The organism is Thermonema sp. (assembly GCF_026003375.1).
In the GTDB taxonomy this organism is placed as follows: domain Bacteria; phylum Bacteroidota; class Bacteroidia; order Cytophagales; family Thermonemataceae; genus Thermonema; species Thermonema rossianum.
The window spans coordinates 206,876-226,519 of the sequence record NZ_BPHD01000002.1 but is presented as its reverse complement, the minus strand read 5'-3'; the positions used below and the strand labels follow the sequence as shown (position 1 = coordinate 226,519).

Sequence of the window (19,644 nt, the reverse complement as noted above, 5' to 3'; positions counted from 1 at the left end):
ACGGTACCCCCTTCTTTCAATCAAGGCGTGCTTAAGCATTACTGCTTGACACCGGCAATGCGGTCATACACAGCCATTACTTCCGATACTTTCTGGCGCGAGATGTCGAGCAGTTTTTTCTCTTCTTCGTTGAGGCTTACTTCGATGATTTTTTCTACGCCGTTTTTACCCAGCATCACAGGTACACCCAAATAGCAGTTGTCGATGCCATACTCGCCTTCCAGCTTCACGCAGCAGGGGAAAATACGGCGTTGGTCGCGGGCAATGGCTTCTACCATCTGAGCAGCCGCAGCACCCGGGGCATACCATGCCGAAGTGCCCATGAGTTTCACCAATTCGCCACCACCATGGATGGTGCGCTGCACGATGGCGTCGATGGTCTCTTTGTCGAGCAATTCGGTAACGGGAATACCGGCTACGGTAGTGTAGCGAGGCAGGGGCACCATGGTATCGCCATGACCACCCATCAGCAACGCTTGGATGTCTTTGGGCGAGCAGTTCAGGGCATCGGCCAGGAAAGCACGGTAGCGGGCGGTGTCAAGAATGCCGGCCATGCCAATTACACGTGTGCGGGGAAATTTAGAGGTTACATGAGCCGCATAGGTCATGACATCCAGCGGGTTCGATACCACAATGATGATGGCGTTGGGCGAATGCTTAATGACATTCTCGGTAACGCTGCTTACAATCTTGGCGTTCACCTCGATGAGGTCATCGCGGCTCATGCCCGGCTTGCGCGGCATGCCCGAAGTGATGACTACCACATCTGAATTGGCAGTACGGCTATAGTCATTGGTTACACCTATGGTGCGGGTGTCGTAGAGGGTAATAGGCGCTTTTTGCCAGATATCCAGGGCTTTGCCTTCGGCTACCCCTTCTTTAATGTCCAGAAGTACTACCTCGTTGGCGATTTCGCGGTAAGCCAATACGTCGGCGCAGGTAGCACCTACGTTTCCGGCACCTATAACTGTTACTTTCATAGGAACGTGAATTTTAATTGTAAGACATGAACCAAAGGTTGATGTGGTAAATTTAGTAAAATCCTGTTATCTGCCCCGTGACCGCCGTCAAAAGATACCTTTTTTATTGCCATGCCGGTTTCGCCTTTTCCTGCTGCCGTCCATTAAAACAAAAGTCTGTTTTTAAATACTTTTCATACTTGTTTGCCGCCTTCCAAACAATAAAATTTGTGTAAGTTTGCCTATATCCTATACTTATTCTGATATTTTTTGGGATAAAATTTAGTATGCAAGCATAATAATTTATTAAATTTGGGCTATGATTGATACAAAGGTGAAATTACCCCGGGAAGAAACCATCGACTACAACATCAAGACGGCATGGCATGCCATAGCACGCATGTATAATGCCGAGGCGGTGAAATACGGCATTACCACTTCTATAGGCTACATATTGCTGAACATAGACGAAGAGGAGGGAACGCCTGCCACCAAAATAGCGCCGCTGTTCGGTTTGGAAGCCCGTAGCATTACGCGCACACTCAAAAAAATGGAAGACGACGGTTTGATTATGCGTAAGCAAGACGAAGTGGATCGCCGTTATGTGCGCATATGTTTGACACCCAAAGGGCGGGAGAAGAAAGAGGTAGCCCGCCGTGTGGTGCGTCAGTTCAATTTTGCGGTACGGGAACGCGTGCCTGCCGAAAAGCTGCAGGTTTTCTTTGAAGTGATTCGTACCGTTATGCAGGTCGTCGATGAATTTTCGATTCAATCATCATAAAAAAATTTCAACTTGTCTTTTCACAAAAACAAAATAAAACTATGGAAACAGCCTTAGAAAAAAGCAAACAAGCCACTTGGCTGCGCCCTTCTGAGCGCCGCCGCATTCGTAAGGTAGCCGTATTGGGCGCCGGAGTGATGGGCAGTGGCATCGCTTGCCATTTCGCGAATATAGGAGTAGAAGTATTGTTGCTGGATATTGTACCCCGTGAATTGACCGAAGCCGAGAAGGCAAAGGGCTTGACCCTGCAAGACAAAGTGGTGCGCAACCGACAGGTAACCGAGCTCTTCCAAAAAGCGGTACAATCGAAACCTGCCCCCTTGTATGCAAAAAAATATGCCGAGCGCATCACCTTGGGCAATATGGAAGACGATATGGCAAAAATTGCCGATTGCGACTGGGTGATAGAAGTAGTGGTAGAGCGCTTGGACATTAAGAAAAAGGTGTTCGAGCAGGTAGAAAAATACCGCAAGCCCGGCACCTTGGTGACTTCAAACACTTCGGGTATTCCTATCCACCTGATGTTGGAAGGGCGCAGCGATGACTTTGCAGCGCACTTCTGCGGCACGCACTTCTTCAACCCGCCGCGCTATTTGCCCCTCTTGGAAATTATTCCTACTGACCGTACCAAGCCGGAAGTAGTGGAGTTCCTGATGGACTACGGTCGCCGCTTCTTGGGCAAAACCACCGTGTTGTGTAAAGATACGCCTGCCTTCATTGCCAACCGTGTGGGTGTGTTCGCCATTATGGATGCCCTGCATATTATTGAAGAAATGGGCTTGAAGGTAGAAGAAGTAGATAAGCTGACAGGTCCGGTGTTGGGACGCCCCAAGTCGGCTACTTTCCGTACGTTGGATGTTGTGGGCTTGGATACCATGATTTTGGTAGCCAGTAACTTGTATGAGGCTGTGCCGCACGACGAGCGCCGCGAGTCCTTCAAGCTGCCCAAAGTGCTGAAGGCTTTGCAAGAAAAAGGATGGCTGGGCGAAAAGAGCGGACAAGGCTTCTATAAGAAAGTAAAAACAGACAAAGGAAAAGAAATCTTAGCGCTCGACTTTGCTACCTTGGACTACCGTCCGCAAGAAAAAGTGAAGTTCGAAACCTTGGATGCCACCAAAGCTATAGACGACCTCGCCAAGCGCTTCAAAGTATTGGTGAATGGTAAAGACAAAGCCGGCGAGTTCTACCGCAAAACTTTCGCCAGCTTGTTTGCCTATGTGTCGCATCGTATTCCCGAAATTGCCGACGAGCTTTACAAAATAGACGATGCCGTTTGTGCCGGCTTCGGGTGGAAGATGGGTCCCTTTGCCACTTGGGATGCCATAGGAGTAGAGGAAGGTGTGAAGCTCATCGAAGCGCAAGGACTGACGGTAGCCCAGTGGGTAAAAGACATGCTGGCAGCAGGCTTCACCTCATTCTATAAAGTAGAAGGTGGTCGCAAGCTTTATTACGACGTCAACAGCAAGTCTTACCAGCCGATTCCGGGTACCGAGAACTTCATTATTCTCGAAAACTACAGCAGCAATATCATTTGGAACAACCCGGGCACCACGCTCTACGATATTGGCGATGGGGTGTATTGCCTGGAGATGCACACAAAGATGAATGCCATCGGTGCCGAAATCATTCAAGGGTTGAATTATGCCGTGGAACGTGCCGAAAAAGAAGCCCGTGGCTTGGTGATTACTGCCCGTGGCGACAACTTCTCGGCAGGTGCCAACCTGGCTATGTTGTTCATGTATGCCGTGGAGCAAGACTGGGACGAAATCAACATGATGATTGCCCAGTTCCAAAATACCATGATGCGTCTGCGCTATTCGGCCATACCGGTAGTAAGCACCCCCTTTGGCTTGACTTTGGGCGGCGGCTGCGAGCTGAACTTGCATGCTGACCACGTGCAAGCACATGCCGAGACCTACATGGGCTTGGTAGAAGTGGGCGTCGGCTTGATTCCTGCCGGCGGGGGCACCAAAGAAATGGCGCTGCGCTTGTCTGATTCTCTGCAAGAAGGCGACGTGGAACTGAACCGCTTGCAAAACACCCTGATGAACATAGCCATGGCGAAGGTATCTACTTCGGCAGTAGAAGCTTACGACCTGGGCTATTTGCGCCCCTCGGATGCCATCACCACCAGCCGTGCGCATCTGATAGGCGATGCCAAAGCCAAGGTGATAGAGCTGGCAGACCGCGGTTATGTACAGCCTATCCGCCGCAAAGATATTAAGGTGCAAGGACGCACCGGCTTGGCTCTGATTAAAGCCGGCTTGCATGGCATGTGGCGTGGGCACTACATCTCTGACCACGACAAAAAAGTGGTAGATAAGCTGGGATATGTGCTTTGCGGTGGCGACCTGTCGAGCCCGCAGTTGGTATCGGAGCAGTACCTGCTCGACCTGGAGCGTGAAGCTTTCTTGTCGTTGTGTGGTGAGAAGAAGACACTGGAGCGTATTCAGGCAGTTTTGACTACCGGCAGACCCATACGCAACTAAACCGATACCCGTAGGGCGGCGGTGTGGAGCCGGTACCACATGGCCGCACCTTTTACAAAGACTTATTTTTAAAAGTTTTCAAAACCAAAAAGCAAACAATTATGAACGCATATATTGTAGCAGGCTATCGTACCGCTGTAGGTAAAGCCAAAAAAGGCGGGTTCCGCTTCATGCGCCCCGATGACCTGGCAGCCAAGGTCATCAAACACTTGGTAGGCTCGGTGCCTGCCCTTGACCCCAAGCGCATCGACGATGTAATTGTAGGGTGTGCTATTCCCGAAGCCGAACAAGGCATGCAAATGGGGCGTATGATTTCGCTCTTGTCCTTGCCTATTGATGTGCCCGGCTTCGTATTGAACCGCTATTGTGGTTCCGGGCTGGAAGCTATTGCACTGGCAGCCCAGCGCATCCATTCCGGACAAGCCGACTGCATCGTGGCCGGCGGGGCAGAGTCTATGTCTTTGGTGCCTATGATGGGCTGGAAAACCGCCTTGAACTATGAAGTGGCTTCGGCGCATGCCGACTACTATTTGAGCATGGGGCTAACCGCCGAGCAAGTAGCCAAAGACTACAACATTTCGCGCGAAGACCAAGACCGCTTCTCTTATGAGTCGCACCAAAAAGCGATAAAAGCCATTGAAAACGGTTTGTTCAAAGATGAAATCGTGCCCGTAGAGGTAGAAGAGACCTTTGTGGACGAGAACGGCAAAAAACAAAAACGCAGCTGGGTGGTAGATACCGACGAAGGACCGCGCAAAGACACCAATCTGGAAGCTTTGGCAAAACTGCGCCCCGTGTTTGCTGCCGATGGTTGTGTAACGGCCGGCAACTCTTCGCAAACATCTGATGGCGCTGCTTTTGTGCTGGTAATGTCTGAAAAGATGGTGAATGAGCTGGGCTTGAAACCCATTGCGCGCATGGTGTCGTATGCCGCCGCAGGCGTAGAGCCCCGCATCATGGGGATTGGTCCGGTGGCTGCCGTACCCAAAGCATTGGAAAAAGCAGGACTGAAGCTAAGCGATATTGAGCAAATAGAGCTGAACGAAGCCTTTGCCGCTCAGTCTTTGGCTGTTATCCGGGCATTGGACCTGAACCCCGACATTGTGAACGTCAATGGTGGTGCCATTGCTTTGGGACACCCCTTGGGTTGCACCGGTGCCAAATTGACCGTGCAGCTCTTGAACGAGATGCGTCGTCGCAAACAAAAATATGGTATGGTTACTGCCTGTGTGGGCGGTGGGCAAGGGGTTGCCGGCATTTATGAGTTGTTGAATTAGTGCCCGTGAACCTTTTGATATTTCCGGAAACGGCAGTCTTCACCGGCTGCCGTTTTTTTGCTTTAGCTGATTTTTTGCCGTTTGCAAGCTTGTAAGAACAGGTAGGCTTTATTATTTTCTTTCATCTTTGAGTACCAACTAAAAACAATTAAAAAAGATGAAGGCACCCGGAAAAATACAAACCCCTTTGTACTTCCTCTCTTTTTTGGGCACGAGCGATTATGTGCCCTGCCATTATGTGTTCAACAAGGGCAGTGAAGCGGAGTTCTGTTCTTCCTTGGTGAAATATACCCAAGAGGCAGTGTTGGAAGCCAAAGCAAATGAAGTCGATAAAATCGTGATTTTCTTGACCGGCATGGCGCGCAGCAGAAACTGGGAAGGAGAAGGCAAGCTGAAAGAACGCCTGCAAAATATGGGATATGACGAATCGAAGATAAAGGAAGTGGATGTGCCCGATGGCTTTAGCCGCGATCAGCTGCTGGATATTTTTGAAGCCTTTATCCAAGCGGTGGAACCCGGAGCCCGCATCATCATGGATGTGACCCATGCCTTCCGTTCCTTGCCTTTGCTTTCCATTACCTCGCTCAACTACCTGAAATCTTTGCAAAACGTAGCAATAGAAGGCATTTACTATGGAGCCTTTGAAGCACTGGGGGCGCCAAACAATGTGAGGCAGATGAAAGAGGAGGAGCGAAAGGCAGAGATGATCGACCTGCTGGTGTTGAATGCCTTGCAAGAGTGGGCAACAGCGGTGCGTGTCTTGATGCAGTATGGTAATCCGGAGCTGTTGGTGGCGCTTACCGAAAACGAAATCAGGCCTGTATTGGCACGAACCAAAGGCAAAGACCCGGATGCTGCCGCTCTGCGTGAGGTGAATAAATTCATAGAAAAAGCCTTTGCTACGGTGCGTTTTGTGCGTTTGCAGGAGGTTTATGCCATGAAAGGGGCAGACAAAGCCAAAAAAGCATTGGATCAAGTCGTTAGCAATCAGGGCGTATTGCCCCCTTTGCGCCCCTTGCTCGAAGAGCTCAAAAAACTGATTGACGGTTTGCAGGAAAACAGCTTAAACAATGCGTGGGTCGTGTTGGATTGGTGCTTGCGGTATGAGTGGTATGCCATTGGAATCAACATCTTGTGCGAACACCTGCTGTCAGTCATATTGGCGGCGCATGAAAAAGACTATAAAAACAAAGAATTGCGGACCATCTTGTCGAGTGCATTCAGCATACAACACAATGACATTCCGGAAGGGGAGTGGAAGGCGAGCCGTCCGGAACTGGTGAAAGAAATGCTTGAGTGGGATGAACTACAAAACGAGGACTTGGTCCGGTTTTTTGTTGAAAAATTAGCGACGCTGCGCAATGACGTACAACACGCCGGTATGCGCGAAAATCCTGCAAAAGATAGCAAAATACGCGACAACTTCAAGACTCTGTTAGAGGGTGCCAAGCAGTTTTTGCTCGTGTATTTACAAAACTAAAAGTAAATTATTGATAAAAAGCGGATATAAATAACAAAAACAAAACTGCATATATTATGAATAGGGACGGAAGAAGAAGATTAAAAAAAGTAGTGGATTTGCTTTCCCATTGTGAAAGCATTATTCAAGAATTGTATGATGAAGAAGAAGAGAAACTGATGAATTTACCGGAAGGGTTGGAAAACTCACGGTTGGCAGATAGCTTACAAGAGAGTATGGACGAATTGGATGAGCTCTTGCCTGAGTTTGACAACTTAAAAGATTTGGTCAAGCGACTTTGCTAAACGGGTGTATCGAGGGCAGAGGCAAGTAGCATGCCCTGCCCTTGTTTTTTTAGTTCTTAATAAGAAAACAAACGTCTGTTTATGAATGAGCAAGTGTCTAAAAAGTATTTAATTAACCTGAGCAACCATCCTTTTGCAGGTTGGGGCGAAGCGCAAAAACAAGCCGCCATCAAGGAATTTGGCGAAGTGGAAGATATGCCTTTCCCGGAAATTCCGCCGCACTGGAGTATAGAGGAAGTGAGCCGCTTGGCGGAAGAAACAGCACGGCAGCTTGTACAGCGGCAGCCATCGGCAGTCCACCTTGCCGGCGAATTTACCTTTTGCTACCAGCTGGCGAAACGCCTCGAGGCCGCCGGCATACGCTGTGTGGTGGCTACCAGCCGCCGTATGGTGCAGCAGCTGACTGACAATCGCAAAGAAATCCGTTTCGAGTTTGTGCGTTTCCGGGATTACTACTGAGACTTCGTTTGCATCCGGAAGCCGGCAGAAGGCGGCCTTCTTACGCCGGCGGACACAGCTTGCCATTCGAGCGCAGCATGGATGTAGCCTGTCATCTCGTATCTCACGCGACTTGGCATTTCGAACGAGCGCAGCGAAGCATGTCATTTCGAACCGAACGCAGTGAGGTGAGAAATCTCGAGCTCATTAAACCAAATTTATTTTTTTGTTGTGTCGAACGAAGTGAGACGCCTCGTCAAGCCAAGCTTTTCTTTCCAAAAAGAGATTTCTCGCTTGTGCTCGAAATGACAAAGAGGGAATCGAGGTGACAAAGGAAAGGGCGAGATGAAAAAAGGTGGTTGAAAGTGAACGGAGCAAGAAAAACAGCAGAAAAAGACTCAGCTCTATAAGCTTACGGCGTCTTACAGAGCTGAGCAGAGTGCCGGCAAGCCAAACGCTTTTGCAAGGCGCTTACAGGTTATAGAACATATACCGCATTTGTTCGTCGTAAACAATTAAATCCGATTGTGCACGTAGCAGACCGTCAGCCAGTTTAAAAGGAATAGGCTGCTGGTGTCCCATGTAGATAAGAGCACTTTCATACCACCGGTATTTTTTCAGCAATGGGCGAAGCAAACGAATCAGCTCGTAGTTCTCTTCCGACAGATTGAGATGATAAAGCAGTACTTCCTTTCCATGGAGCTTTTGAAGTTGCCGGCGCAAAATCATCTCTTTTTGCAGTTTCTTTTCGTCTTCATCTGCAAAAGGCGCGGGTGTGCTCGGCAGAGAAGTAAGCGGTGCCTGTTTACCGGTGCTGCCTTTCTTTTTTTGTTTCGGAGTACTTTGGGAAGTATCCGGTGAGGGAGTATCAAAAAGGCTTGCTTGCTGTTGCCATGGACTTGCCGTGGTCAAATTGATGCAAATCACTTTTTCAGGCTTGACATCTTCTATCCAATGTGCCAGCCATAGCTGCCCAATGTGACTCAGCAGGTAGTTGTCAATGGCAATAAATAATACTTTGGCTTGGGGCAGCAGGCTGCCCAGTGCTTGCAGGCGTTTGGAATGAAACAGCTCTAAGTTTTGCAGTTGTTCTATGCCTGTCTTTGTGCTGTAGATGCTCGCAGTTTGAGGATAAGAGAGCTGCACATCGCCATAAAGGCCGGCATCGTTTGTTTCCTCTTTTGTAAAATGCAGCAAGTTTACGGTTTTTTCGGGGATAGGCCACTTCTTGGGAGGGAGAGTGTAAAACAGCAGGCTGTTTTCCTGCAGGCTTTTCCATGCCACAGCTATATAGCAATGCCGGAAAAACCAGCTTAAAGCATTGTTTCGTATCAGTAGCACCTGCTTTTGCTTACGCAAACTTTGATTGAGCGCAGCAAGCACCTGTTGCCGTTCTTCTGCCGTTAAGTTTTCCCATGCTTTGTCTTTATTGAGGGTATGCCATAGCTCGTTGAGCCAGGTGGCCCCCCGTTTTTTTAGTAAAGGGTTTAGCCCTTCATAATAAGCCAGCAAGTGAGTGGCAAGGTTTTCTTCCTGTTGTGCCCGAAGCAGCTCTTTGATGGCAGTTGAAAGAAGTGCCTTCTGCTTTCTTTTATCTTGTGTGGTAAGCTGTGCCAGCAACAAAGCTTGATATTCCAGATAGGCAAACACGTGCCGCCCACTCGAAGCGATGAAGTAGTTATCGGCTTGGCGCACAAAAAAGCCTTTGAACAACAGGGCGTATAAGTAAATTTGTTCCAGTTCGTTGTAGGGCAGGCGCCTGTAAGCTTGGCGGAGCTCTTGTTCAAAAATACGGCGTTCGTCTTGGGGCGAGGCAGCATCATAGATACGTAAAAACAGCAAATAGCCCAGAATGATTTTGTACAAGGGCGTAAAAAGCGGTGGAATGTCGTCTTTCTCTATACGATAGGGCGTGCTTTTGAATTGCAAATACCACTGACGATGCGCTTCATCCATCTTGCCTTCTTCATTGAAGAGCTGGTCACGCAGAAACTGCGCAAACCAATACCAGCGCTGTACATGCACTGAGCTGGCTTCAAGCGAGTTGCCGCTAAAAGTAGCAGGTGGGTGAGGGGCTTGTGCCAAAAGGGTAGCCAGTGAGTTGAGCAAAGGCATTTGGGTCAAATGTTCGGCATCCAAGCGCCGGAAAAGTTCTTGGAGGTATTGCTCTGAGTCTTGCTTTTTCAGTTCAGCGTGTTTGTAATGCCACACAAAAGCATAAAGCAAGGCACGTCTGAAACGCCGGAACTGCTGCAAGGGGCGGCTGCTTTCTTCCTGAAAAGAAACAGGGGGCATTTCTTCCGGAGCCCCTTTTTTGGAGGCTTTGCCTTTCGAAGCGTCAATCATGCCGGCCGGAATGCCAAAAATATGCTGCAAAGTGTCGGCTATGGCTTCGCCTTTTACCGTAAATAAGACCACGCTGCTGAGTGGTATTAAGAAAATGCTGTTATCCATTTGATAAACAAACTTGCTTTGCAGCTTTATTTTATGAATGGCTTCGGGGGGAGTGCTTTGAAGACGCTCGCCGGATACGATCCAGAGCTTGTTGTTCAAAAAGTTGTAAAGCTCTTGGGTACTTAGGGCGATGCTTGCGTTTATTTTCGTCTTTGTTGCCGTTGTTTTCTTGCTCGTTGTCATGGTCATTGTTTTTTTAGAAGTCGAACTCATCGGGCGAAGCTTCGGTGCTGAGTGTATAACCTTCTATATCGCGCAATTCGGGAATGCAATCAGGTTCCCGTATGAGATACAGGTTTTCATTGGCACGGGTCAAGGCTACAAATACGTTTTGCATGAGGCGTTGTTCCGCGCGCATGCGCTGCACAGCCGTAAGGCTTTGATTGAAACCAAACACAATGAGTGTTTCGAACTCTAAGCCTTTGAGTGAGTGGGTGGTAATGAGCAATGCTCTTCTTTCATCGTCGAAATTATAGGTGCGCAGCGATGTGTTTTTGGTGGAGAAGAAGGTGCGCGTAGGACCTAAATAATAGTGTAGCCCTTCCAACAGCCGGCGTTCAGGGGCAGCAATGGCAATACGCTGGCGTTTCTGCAAGTTGATGTTCAGTATGTCGCGGATACGCTCGAATGTTTCGCGTTGGCTTCCGGTATCGATGATAAATGGCTTTTGGTCAGAGTTGCGATCGACCATGCTCTCCAGGTCATAGCCGCTTACCGAAAAGCGCATGGCTGTTTGGGCAATACTGCGCCCGAAGCGATAAACTTTGTTCAGGCGAAAATAGCGGAAATCTTTGGGTGGTGTTGACATAACGGCATGTTCGTTTACGGTTCATTCAAATGAAAGGCTACGCATCCGGTATTACTTCCCAGTACATGCGCATGAGGTTGTTCATCTTGATGCGCAGGCGGGTGCCCACGGCAAAGGTCGGGTCGCAGTCGATAGCATAATTGCCACTCACAGCCAAGCCCGCTTCCTTTACCACAAAATCGTTGGCTAAATCGCCGTTCAACAACAGCGAGATGGTATGGGGATTGTTGAGCTTTAACCTTTGCCAAACGCCCGAAGACGTAGCATGTGTTTGTGAGGGTGCCATGCGGAACCTTATATGCCCAGCGGACTCGCCGGTGTATGCCTGTTGTTTTTCTTCTGCGTCCGGCACAAACTCACTGTCGGCAGCATTGTTGAGCGTTTCGGGCGAGCGGCTGCCTACAAACGTTTCCCGGCTAATATCGCCGTCATAAATGCGTTGGTCGAAATCGCCCAATACGATGAAGTACTTGCCACATCGTGACAGAATTTCCCATTCACGCTGGCGAAAGTCCTGAATTTCATCCAGCACAATGATGTCGGCAATATAAGGGACGCGGCCGAGGTGTATGCTACGCAAAAGACTGTTGTAAACGGCTTCGTAGTCTTCGTGGTAGCCACGGCTGTAGTGTATACCCTGACTGCGGGCTATGCTCCAGATAAACTTGTCTTTGGTATGGATAATAACATTGTTTTTAAGCCCCATGGCTTCGAACGATTTGAGCAGAAAGCCATAGAGCGAATGGTTGTACATGATGACAGCCGGGCGTAAAGAAGATTTTTTTACCAGCACGTTGACACGGTGCAGCGCTACCAGCGTTTTGCCACTGCCCGGTGGTCCCTCGATGTATATGTTTTGCTCGTAGGGGGTGCAGGTAACGATGCTTTTTTGCGTAGCATTTAAACTATCGAACGGAATCAGCCAATCTATCATGTCTTTTGGAAATTAGGTTGAGTGCTTTCTTGGCAACGAAGGTGCATGCAGCAGGTTGTTCTCTTCAATATTTTTTGCGCCCTGTTCACCGGATTCGGTGGACAGATTCAGATTTTCACCTACAATTTTTGCAATTTTTTGCATTTTCGAAAGGTCGGCCCCTCCTCCCACTTTTATTTTACCACTCTTTACTTCTTCTACAAGTTGTTGCATGAGCGGGCGGGCTGCTTCGTCGCCTTTGAGCCGGTGCAATAGCAAGGCCCGGCGCATACGCAACGAAGGTTTTTGGCGCAGTGTTTCGGGTAAGTTTTCCAGATAATGCAGAGCTGCTTCGGCACCTTGCCGGCGCTCTATCACCAGCGAATAATTGTGGTGCAGATACTCGGCATTGGGAGCATAGCGGATGGCTTCTTTGAGAAAGTGTTCGGCTTTATCGAAGTAGTTTCTGTGCCAATAGGCAATGTAAAGATAATTGAGCACACTGGGGTCGGTGCCGTCGAATAGTTCACAATAATGTTCGGCCACTTCTGCCAAGCGTTGGTAGTTGCCGATATCGAAGTATTGGCGCATGAGCTCTTTGAGAATGCGCCTTTGCTCGGCTGTTTTGCCTTGCTTGATGGCTTGCTGCAGGTCTTCGAGCAAGGGCGCGTCGGCACTGCCTTGATGCCGTTGCCCTTCCACGCTGATTTTTTTGCGAAAGTTGCCGTCGATGTAAAGGCTGACTTCTATGATTTTTTCTTCATTGACGACCGTATGCAGTTCAATATATGACTGGAGTGAGGGAGGGGTGTCGAACCGCAGATGTATGTTGCCAATGGGGTGTGAGGCACCCTGCAGGCACAGGGGGATGTCTATGGTCGATTGCAGATTGGACTGCAGGCGAAAGCCCCCCACGCGTGCTTCTAAAGGCAGCGGGGTGCCTTGTGCAGCAATAGGGTAAAAGCCTTCGCGGGTGAGCACACCGATTGTGTCGGAAAGCACCGGGCGTATGAGCTCACGCCCTATGGCATGACGGAAGAAAGAAAGCACCGCAGCCCCTTTGGCTACCAGCAGGTCGGGCGTGGGTGGCAGTATCACTTGACTTTTGGGAAACAGGCGCCGCACGCCTTCCACGAAATAGGGGTTTTGCACGCTGCCACCGGCAAGCAATACATGCGTAATTTGGGCTTTGGTCATGGATGCCTTGTCTAAAATGTCATTTACCATGAGGGGCACGGTGTGCAATTCTTTTTCAATGGTGGAAAAATGGTAAGGCTCATGTGTAAACAGCAGTTCGGTGGCTTCGCGCAGCTGACGCGCCGAAAGCGTCAGGCTCAAAGTAACTGCTTCGCCGGTGTTTAGTTCAATATCTTGCAGTTGTTCCTGTTGTTCGTCAAGGCAGGGCAGCACCGAAGCCCAGTCGTCAGCCGGTGCCGTGGCGGTCAGGCGTTGCGAAAGGCGTATTTTAAGCTTTTCCATCAGTGCGCAGAGGCCCTCAACGAGCAGGTGCGCACCGGTAGGCGAAGCGGGCAGCGGCATTTGATCGAGCACGTATTTTTCCACCAGCAGGCGGTCGAGGTCCTGCCCCCCTACATCTTGATAGCGCGAAATGGCTACGTTGCGTATGAGTAAGCCATCGTGGGGGCTGTGGCGTACTTCCAATACCGAGAGGTCGCAGGTGCCGCCCCCAAAGTCAATGATAAGCCAGCGACTTTCTTGTGCAATCAGGGCTTGGCGCCGGGCGGGTTCCATCTCGTTCAAGTAGCCTATCAGGGCGGCGTTGGGTTCATCGGCAAGCAGGCGTTTGCCTTCAGTTTCGATTCGTGCATATTGCGCTGCGGCAAGCACGTCGTTGCGTTGGGCATGCTGAAACGAAGCCGGCACGGTTATGACCACCTGTGTCCATGGCACATCGCTCTGCAGGGTTTGTTTCCGGCAGTAGTTCAATATTTTACCGGCAATCTTGGCGGGGTGGTTGTAGTCCGGGTGAGCAGCCCGCTGATAGTAAAAAACGGACGCACTGATGCCCAAGTCCAGCTTGAAATGATAAAATAAGTTGCGATAGCGCTCAAAACCGGGGCTGCCTTTGAGCTGATACACCTTTCGCCCCACATAAGGGCGCAGTTGGTCATCCAAAGCTAAGGCAGAAGTCAGGTAAATGTCTTCGACGGGGGCATCGAGGGGTAGGGGAGAATATTGGCGGAAACGCAGGAAATCGACTGAAAAGGTACCATTGCCGTGCATGGCTTGTTGCCCGTCGATGCGGGCAACCAACGTATGGGTGGTGCCCAAATCGATTCCGTAGTAATAGGGGTGGTGCTTTTCTATTGAGGTGCCCGGTGGTAAAAGCCAATGTGCCATATGTTTGGGTTTGTGTGGGTAGTGTGCGAGTGCGTAGTTTAAGCTAAGAAAGGTAAAAAGAAAAAACAAGCCTTTGCCCGGGAAAACAAGCTTGTCGTTTCTTTGTAGTGGAGCCATTGTTTTTTAAATTGGAAGAAGTTCAAGAAAAACGCCACAAAAAACCGCTTCTATGACACGTTCATATGTTACACCACAAGATGATTTGATAAAAGAGCTGCAAAATCGTTTGGGGTGGAGTGCCACAGTGAAAAGCAGCAGAGGCAAACTATGGGTTATACCAAGCAAACAAAACTCATCGGAGCGATATGGCAAATATGTGGAACTTGCGCCCAACCTGTATAGTGAATATGAACTTTTAGAGCGCCTGCGCACAATCGGCATTGAAGCAAAAGTTTCTTTGCGTTCAAGAGGCTTTGCCTTGGAGGATGTGCATTGTTTGCCTTATACATACAAAGAGGTCGAAGGTTTTGATGGATATGAAAAAGTGCCGGACTATCCCCGAAGTAAGCTACAACTACACAGTGATGTGCAAACCTTCTTAAGCGTTCCGGAGCGATTGGAACAGCAAAAAGTGCCGATAAGAATAAAAAGGCAGAGCCTGTATTCCTACCATATTGAGCTGAAACGGGGCTTTGATGCTACCACTTACGATGTGGTCAAAGACATGGCTTGGCGCTACCTGAATCCGGGTAAAAAAATACGGCACTTGTATGCATTCCTTAAACACTTGGAGGCAAGCGGCATACCGGGAACGGTTAAGCTGCTAAACAGCTCTGGAATTATGGTAAAATTAATGCTGCCGGAAGAGCAGGAACTGTCTGAAAATCCATCGGCTTTAAGCCTGAGCGAAAACATAACCACTGTTTTTGAGGCATTGCAGCGGATGGAGCAAATGCAGATTCCACTGAATATCGATATTGTAAATTCGAGAACTTATCTATTGGATAGGCCTAAGTTGCCTGTGCAGCAACTTACAAAGAATGTCTTGTTGGAGTGGCACATACTTGTGGGGATGGAGCTGTACGAACGCCTGAAAAAAGTAGGAATAGAGGCAAATGTAATAAAACACTCGGAGCAAGAGTTGGAATTGACGCGGCTGTCTTTGAAAGACAAAGATTCGGTGTATGGGCAAATGGACGACTCTGCCTGGCTCCAAAGAAGGCAAACGCTCATTGCTTTGGCAAAGCGACTGGATGCAGCAGGCGTCAAAGGGCTGCTCGCGTATCGTCGTGGCTATGAGGGGCCGTATTTTCAACTCAGAGACATAGACTATGACCATATGCCGGTCAAGCCCTTTACTTTGCACTACGTGAAGACTGAATCCGATACTACAAGCACAGCAATCAAGGTGTGCCAACAGTACTATATGATGCAACAGTTGCTTGAAAGGGCACGTGTGAGCGCGCATATAAGATGCATTTCATCTGATAAGTTCAAGCTGACTAATGTGAAGATATTGGAGGATCCGCAGGAGTCCGTAAGTGTAGAGCTGCCCGAGTCTGAAAAGCATATTAGACACTTCCTTTTACGTATAGAAGCAGCCCGCTTGCATTGCATGCTTCGGAAGTATGGTTCTACGTGGCAGGTAGACGACCTTTCTATTCCGCCGGAAGCAGAAGAGTGGCTGCCTCAAAGTTTGGAGGAAGAAGCCCGTCAATTGTTGTTTTTGGCAGATCGCCTGGAAAATGCTGCTTGTTCAGCCCGGTTGTCGTTGAAAATGAAGCCGGGTAAAAAGGTGATTTTAATAAGCGAAATAGAGCTGCCGCCGGGGCAGGCAAAAGGGCAGGTGAAACTCGAAGGCAATTTTCAACTGCTCAAAGACTTTTTAGCCTTCATGAAGGCGCAGCGTATTCAAGCCCGCTTGTGGGTGCGTGATTATGGCATACTGTTGAGCGAGCTTATCATAGAAGGGTTGGACACAAGCACTCTTGATGACCAACTGGTGGCACAGGCACTCGTAAAACGCCTGAAGGCTGCCGGCTGGCGTGGCAAGCTGGGCATACAAGGGAAAGGGGTGTTTGTGCTTCAAAACTTGCAGCGCTTACAGGAAGAATAACATCGCGCCGGGCTACTCCTAATAGGGGCGTCTTGTGTCCTAAAAAAAGAAGGTGTTGTTGTTGCCCAGCATGAGGTCTATTTGCAACTCCTTGCCTATGACTTTCATGCTGCGTAGCTCGTCACGGCTAAGCGGAAGCACCAATATGCTGTCTTGGTTTTCATACATTTCATTGACCGCCTGCAGATCTTCGCTTATTTGCTTGTAAGTCTGCGGAGGCAGGTTGCCCAAATACACCGATTTCTGAATGCGCACCATTCCGTGTTCTATGAGATAGCGGGCAATGGCAGTGCGTATGCGGTTGTCTTGTATGTCATACATCACCACGAACAACATACTAAATATTTTGGTGGGTTTTTGAAGAAAGTCAAATATCTTTTCAAGGCGTTGGTCGAGACTTTCGGATAAGGGGGCTTCTTCGTCTGCTTCGCTGTCGTAGGGCGAAACCGAAAGCCCGGACTGCCGCAGCTGCTCTATCAGCTCAGACAAAGAAGGGGGGCGCTCGTCCTGTTCTTTGTCTTTGTCATTATTGTTCATCTTCCAGCTGTTTGAGGTAGTTCAAATACTCAATAATGCCTTCAATGATACGACGTGCTTCGGTCATCAGCCCTTCGTTTTGACTGCTTTGTGGTGAGCCCAGCACACTGTAACCATAATTGCTGTAATACACATTTAAAGCTGCGTGGCGCTGCTGCCCGGCACGTACTTTGATTTTCATGCCGTAGCGTATGCCGGCTGTGCTTTCTATTTCAATGCCATGTTGCCGCAGCTCTTCTTCTATGAACGGAAGCACCTTGCGCAGCGGTTCCATGATATGGGTGCGTTTTTTGCGTTGCCCGCGCACCGGCAAGCCCAAGCGCTGCTTGATGTGCCGGACAGTGGTTTTGGAAGGGGGCACTGCCTGTCTTTTGTATTCGTGCCGGCTCAAATGCTGCACGAGCTCTACAACCTGCCGGTCAATGCCTTGCAAATAGTGTTCGGGCAATATGGCAGGGGCTTGTTCATCATAATGGATGGGCATGCCCGGCATCAAGGGCAAGGGCAGGTAGGGCGGAAGCGGCGGCAGACAAATGCTTTCGTCTTGTTCTATGGAGCGGGCTGTTTCGCAAGCAAGCACATAGCCCAAAAGGGCAGCTTGCCCGGCATTGGAAATGGGCGAAGCCAAACGGAACACCAGCGCCAAATAATGGGCAGGTGGATAGGCATAGAGCAGCACCGGTGGTTGCCGGCTTGCCCGAATGGCTTCATATAACCGCAGCCGGTCGGTGTCTTCGGCAGGGCGAAGCATCGCTACCACATAGTGTTGCAGTAGGTAGTGTTCTTTTTTGGGGTGGGCAGGGTGAAAGAGAGCAGGCATCCACCAAGGTAGGGCAGCCTGCATGTTGGTTTTTTGGGCATAACTCAACACCTGCCCTTCCTGAAAGGGGCGCATGGCTTGCAGCCACTCGCTGCGCGGATGCAAAAGCGCATGGCTTAGTTGGGCTAAAGGAATCGCCTGCCATGCTGCTTGTGCACCGGCTTTCCATAATACAGGCTTCGACATACGCTCACAGGTCTGCGTCGAGAAGATACTGCGCCAGCCGCCGGGCATATAAGAGCAAGTGTTGTGAGCGGCTGCGGCTCAGCCCTTCCCACTCAATCACTTCTTCAAGATAGTCATTCATGCTCTGAATCACAATTCTTCTGCCCAAGTCTTCCAGCCAAAAGCTGCCGTCTTCTTTCTTCAAGAAACACTCATCGATGAAGGCCTGTTGGCGGCAAAGATACAGACACACATAGTCGGCCCACACACGAAACAACTCGATGACGTCGAACACCAGGACCGGGCGGTTGTAGTTTTCTCTATGAAATACGCCAACGTAAGGGTCCAAGCCGGCGCGTATGAGTGCAGACTCTATTTTGCCGTATAACATGCCGTAGGCGTAGTTGAGCACGGCATTGAAGCGGTCCTTGGCAGGGTGCTGACTGCGGCTCTCAAAGCGGTACGCTTCGGGCAACAAAAGCGACAGCACTTTGAAATAGGCTTTGGTTGCTGCCCCTTCCCAGCCGCGTAATGCCGGAGCTATATCGCTGACACACAAGGCTTGCAGTTGGGCTATTTTGTTCAGGTAGTCGTTGCTTTTGCGCAAAGCAGCCTGCAGCTCGCGCTGCAAACCGGGGGTGCCGTGGCAAAGCGCTTGCAACAAGCTTTGTTGGTTCTTAATCTTTTGTGTAATAACGTTCTTTATCCATTCTACGGCAAGTGGACTGAAAGCAAAGCTGATTTGCTTTTGCCTGATGGTGGAAATGCTGCCAAACTTCACACTCCAGAGGCGGGCAGTAGGCATGCCGTGTGCATCGCAAAAGACAATATCTATATCGTGGGATACAGCCAGCTGAGCGGCTTCGTTGCTGAGGGTGGCTCCTTTCATAAGTACAATTTGACGGATGCCTTCGGGTGGTATCTGCTGCCTGCCTTCTGTGTTTTCTACAACGAACTGCCCATTTTTGGCAGTGAGCAGGCAACCGAAGCTGTTTAAAATTATTTCCATTTTTTTGCTTTTTAAAAAAAAAGTTTCTAAAATCAATGCAGCACTACATCGTTACCTGAGCTTTATTTTATGAAAAATCTGAGAGTCAGTAAAATATTTTTTGAAGGCGAAGTACCTTTCGGCAAGTTGCGCGAATTTCGCGCGGCGCTCTCTTCGCATGTGCGCGATCGTGTGCTTTTTCACCACCACTTGGATGACAACCGCTTCGTTTACCGCTATCCGCTTATTCAATACAAGCAGGTGAAAGGGCAGGTAACCATGCTGTGCCTTGAACATGGCATCGAAGACTTTGTGCACTTTTTAGACCACCAGCCCGAGGAAGTGAACCTGAACGGATACAAACTGCCGTTGAAGATAGCACGCGTACAGATGCGCTACCATCCCTTGCGTATCGAAGCCGACAAGCGCTATACCTACCGCTTGTCGCGTTGGGTAGGGCTGAACCGCAACAACCACGACGACTACCATGCCGCCACGGACGATGCCGCCCGCTTCCGCCTGCTTGAACGCATGCTTACCGGCAATATACTAAGCTTTGCCAAGGGCGTGCAGTGGGGCGTGGAACAGCCCATTCAGGTGGAAATACACAACATAGAGCGCACCAAAAAACGATACTATAAAAAACAAGCCTATCATACATTTGACCTGATATTCAGTTCGAACGTGTTTTTGCCGCATTACATAGGTCTTGGACGTCATGCCAGCGTGGGTTTCGGCGTGGTGAGTGCTTACAAGCTTGCAGAAAACGGAACGCTTGGCATGGATTCTTTACATTCATGGCAGGAAGAAGAGTAGAACAAGCGTGCTCCGGCA

16 protein-coding genes are annotated in these 19,644 nt (G+C 49.5%); 8 read left to right on the top strand and 8 right to left on the bottom strand.

Features of this window, described 5'->3' with window-relative positions; genetic code table 11:
* Window positions 1–38 precede the first annotated feature (38 nt).
* Window positions 39–980, bottom strand: a complete 942-nt coding sequence (gene mdh / locus QVE43_RS05955; RefSeq protein WP_038028859.1) for a malate dehydrogenase — start codon at window positions 978–980, stop codon at window positions 39–41.
* A gap of 298 nt (window positions 981–1,278) precedes the next feature.
* Between mdh and QVE43_RS05950 the strand changes: the two genes are divergently transcribed.
* From QVE43_RS05950 to QVE43_RS05925, 6 genes are all read left to right on the top strand, one after another.
* Window positions 1,279–1,740, top strand: a complete 462-nt coding sequence (locus QVE43_RS05950; protein ID WP_288005132.1) for a MarR family winged helix-turn-helix transcriptional regulator — start codon at window positions 1,279–1,281, stop codon at window positions 1,738–1,740.
* Between the two features lie 41 nt (window positions 1,741–1,781).
* A complete protein-coding gene (locus QVE43_RS05945) occupies window positions 1,782–4,229 on the top strand; it encodes a 3-hydroxyacyl-CoA dehydrogenase/enoyl-CoA hydratase family protein (RefSeq protein WP_051633028.1) in 2,448 nt (815 codons plus the stop codon).
* A gap of 101 nt (window positions 4,230–4,330) precedes the next feature.
* Window positions 4,331–5,506 (top strand): acetyl-CoA C-acyltransferase, encoded by a 1,176-nt coding sequence (locus QVE43_RS05940; protein ID WP_211245209.1) that lies wholly within the window; start codon window positions 4,331–4,333, stop codon window positions 5,504–5,506.
* Window positions 5,507–5,663: 157 nt separating this feature from the next.
* A complete protein-coding gene (locus QVE43_RS05935) occupies window positions 5,664–6,986 on the top strand; it encodes a TM1812 family CRISPR-associated protein (RefSeq protein WP_288005128.1) in 1,323 nt (440 codons plus the stop codon).
* 56 nt (window positions 6,987–7,042) lie between these two features.
* Window positions 7,043–7,270 carry a hypothetical protein gene (locus tag QVE43_RS05930; RefSeq protein WP_288005126.1) on the top strand — a complete coding sequence of 76 codons (228 nt, stop codon included), beginning with the start codon at window positions 7,043–7,045 and terminating at the stop codon, window positions 7,268–7,270.
* An 81-nt stretch (window positions 7,271–7,351) separates the two neighbouring features.
* Complete coding sequence (locus tag QVE43_RS05925; protein ID WP_288005124.1) at window positions 7,352–7,729, top strand: hypothetical protein; 378 nt, start codon at window positions 7,352–7,354, stop codon at window positions 7,727–7,729.
* 450 nt (window positions 7,730–8,179) lie between these two features.
* Here QVE43_RS05925 and QVE43_RS05920 read toward each other — a convergent pair whose 3' ends face one another.
* Genes QVE43_RS05920 through QVE43_RS05905 form a run of 4 tightly spaced genes read right to left on the bottom strand, consistent with a single transcriptional unit; the run spans window position 8,180 to window position 14,244 of the window.
* Window positions 8,180–10,345, bottom strand: coding sequence for a hypothetical protein (locus QVE43_RS05920; RefSeq protein ID WP_288005122.1), 2,166 nt, complete (start codon window positions 10,343–10,345; stop codon window positions 8,180–8,182).
* Between the two features lie 13 nt (window positions 10,346–10,358).
* The gene (locus QVE43_RS05915; RefSeq protein ID WP_288005120.1) at window positions 10,359–10,970 is read right to left on the bottom strand and encodes a 3'-5' exonuclease; all 612 of its coding nucleotides are present in this window, start codon (window positions 10,968–10,970) and stop codon (window positions 10,359–10,361) included.
* A gap of 37 nt (window positions 10,971–11,007) precedes the next feature.
* On the bottom strand, window positions 11,008–11,904 hold the full coding sequence (locus tag QVE43_RS05910) for an AAA family ATPase (RefSeq protein WP_288005118.1): 897 nt from the start codon (window positions 11,902–11,904) through the stop codon (window positions 11,008–11,010).
* Between the two features lie 12 nt (window positions 11,905–11,916).
* On the bottom strand, window positions 11,917–14,244 hold the full coding sequence (locus QVE43_RS05905) for an Hsp70 family protein (protein WP_288005117.1): 2,328 nt from the start codon (window positions 14,242–14,244) through the stop codon (window positions 11,917–11,919).
* A gap of 169 nt (window positions 14,245–14,413) precedes the next feature.
* On the opposite strand from QVE43_RS05905, the gene QVE43_RS05900 reads away from it, so the two are divergent.
* Window positions 14,414–16,300 carry a hypothetical protein gene (locus tag QVE43_RS05900; RefSeq protein WP_288005115.1) on the top strand — a complete coding sequence of 629 codons (1,887 nt, stop codon included), beginning with the start codon at window positions 14,414–14,416 and terminating at the stop codon, window positions 16,298–16,300.
* A gap of 39 nt (window positions 16,301–16,339) precedes the next feature.
* Here the strand turns inward: QVE43_RS05900 and cas2 are convergent, their stop codons facing one another.
* Genes cas2 through cas1 form a run of 3 tightly spaced genes read right to left on the bottom strand, consistent with a single transcriptional unit; the run spans window position 16,340 to window position 18,831 of the window.
* Window positions 16,340–16,837 (bottom strand): CRISPR-associated endonuclease Cas2, encoded by a 498-nt coding sequence (gene cas2 / locus QVE43_RS05895; protein ID WP_288005113.1) that lies wholly within the window; start codon window positions 16,835–16,837, stop codon window positions 16,340–16,342.
* Window positions 16,827–17,843: a hypothetical protein gene (locus QVE43_RS05890; protein WP_288005111.1), complete on the bottom strand. Its 1,017-nt coding sequence runs from the start codon at window positions 17,841–17,843 to the stop codon at window positions 16,827–16,829. The genes cas2 and QVE43_RS05890 overlap by 11 nt, the downstream gene beginning before the upstream one ends.
* Window positions 17,844–17,847: 4 nt before the next feature.
* Entirely contained in the window at window positions 17,848–18,831 is a 984-nt protein-coding gene (gene cas1 / locus QVE43_RS05885) for a CRISPR-associated endonuclease Cas1 (RefSeq protein WP_288005109.1), read from the bottom strand.
* 69 nt (window positions 18,832–18,900) lie between these two features.
* On the opposite strand from cas1, the gene QVE43_RS05880 reads away from it, so the two are divergent.
* Complete coding sequence (locus QVE43_RS05880) at window positions 18,901–19,626, top strand: CRISPR-associated endonuclease Cas6 (protein WP_288005108.1); 726 nt, start codon at window positions 18,901–18,903, stop codon at window positions 19,624–19,626.
* Window positions 19,627–19,644 lie beyond the last annotated feature (18 nt).

Coding starts and splice junctions, on each gene's coding strand:
- QVE43_RS05905 (WP_288005117.1), bottom strand. CDS start 14,244: ATGGCACATTGGCTTTTACCACCGGGCACCTCAATAGAAAAGCACCAC.
- QVE43_RS05950 (WP_288005132.1), top strand. CDS start 1,279: ATGATTGATACAAAGGTGAAATTACCCCGGGAAGAAACCATCGACTAC.
- QVE43_RS05910 (WP_288005118.1), bottom strand. CDS start 11,904: ATGATAGATTGGCTGATTCCGTTCGATAGTTTAAATGCTACGCAAAAA.
- QVE43_RS05880 (WP_288005108.1), top strand. CDS start 18,901: ATGAAAAATCTGAGAGTCAGTAAAATATTTTTTGAAGGCGAAGTACCT.
- QVE43_RS05935 (WP_288005128.1), top strand. CDS start 5,664: ATGAAGGCACCCGGAAAAATACAAACCCCTTTGTACTTCCTCTCTTTT.
- QVE43_RS05925 (WP_288005124.1), top strand. CDS start 7,352: ATGAATGAGCAAGTGTCTAAAAAGTATTTAATTAACCTGAGCAACCAT.
- QVE43_RS05900 (WP_288005115.1), top strand. CDS start 14,414: ATGACACGTTCATATGTTACACCACAAGATGATTTGATAAAAGAGCTG.
- QVE43_RS05920 (WP_288005122.1), bottom strand. CDS start 10,345: ATGACAACGAGCAAGAAAACAACGGCAACAAAGACGAAAATAAACGCA.
- QVE43_RS05945 (WP_051633028.1), top strand. CDS start 1,782: ATGGAAACAGCCTTAGAAAAAAGCAAACAAGCCACTTGGCTGCGCCCT.
- QVE43_RS05940 (WP_211245209.1), top strand. CDS start 4,331: ATGAACGCATATATTGTAGCAGGCTATCGTACCGCTGTAGGTAAAGCC.
- QVE43_RS05915 (WP_288005120.1), bottom strand. CDS start 10,970: ATGTCAACACCACCCAAAGATTTCCGCTATTTTCGCCTGAACAAAGTT.
- cas2 (WP_288005113.1), bottom strand. CDS start 16,837: ATGAACAATAATGACAAAGACAAAGAACAGGACGAGCGCCCCCCTTCT.
- QVE43_RS05930 (WP_288005126.1), top strand. CDS start 7,043: ATGAATAGGGACGGAAGAAGAAGATTAAAAAAAGTAGTGGATTTGCTT.
- QVE43_RS05890 (WP_288005111.1), bottom strand. CDS start 17,843: ATGTCGAAGCCTGTATTATGGAAAGCCGGTGCACAAGCAGCATGGCAG.
- mdh (WP_038028859.1), bottom strand. CDS start 980: ATGAAAGTAACAGTTATAGGTGCCGGAAACGTAGGTGCTACCTGCGCC.
- cas1 (WP_288005109.1), bottom strand. CDS start 18,831: ATGGAAATAATTTTAAACAGCTTCGGTTGCCTGCTCACTGCCAAAAAT.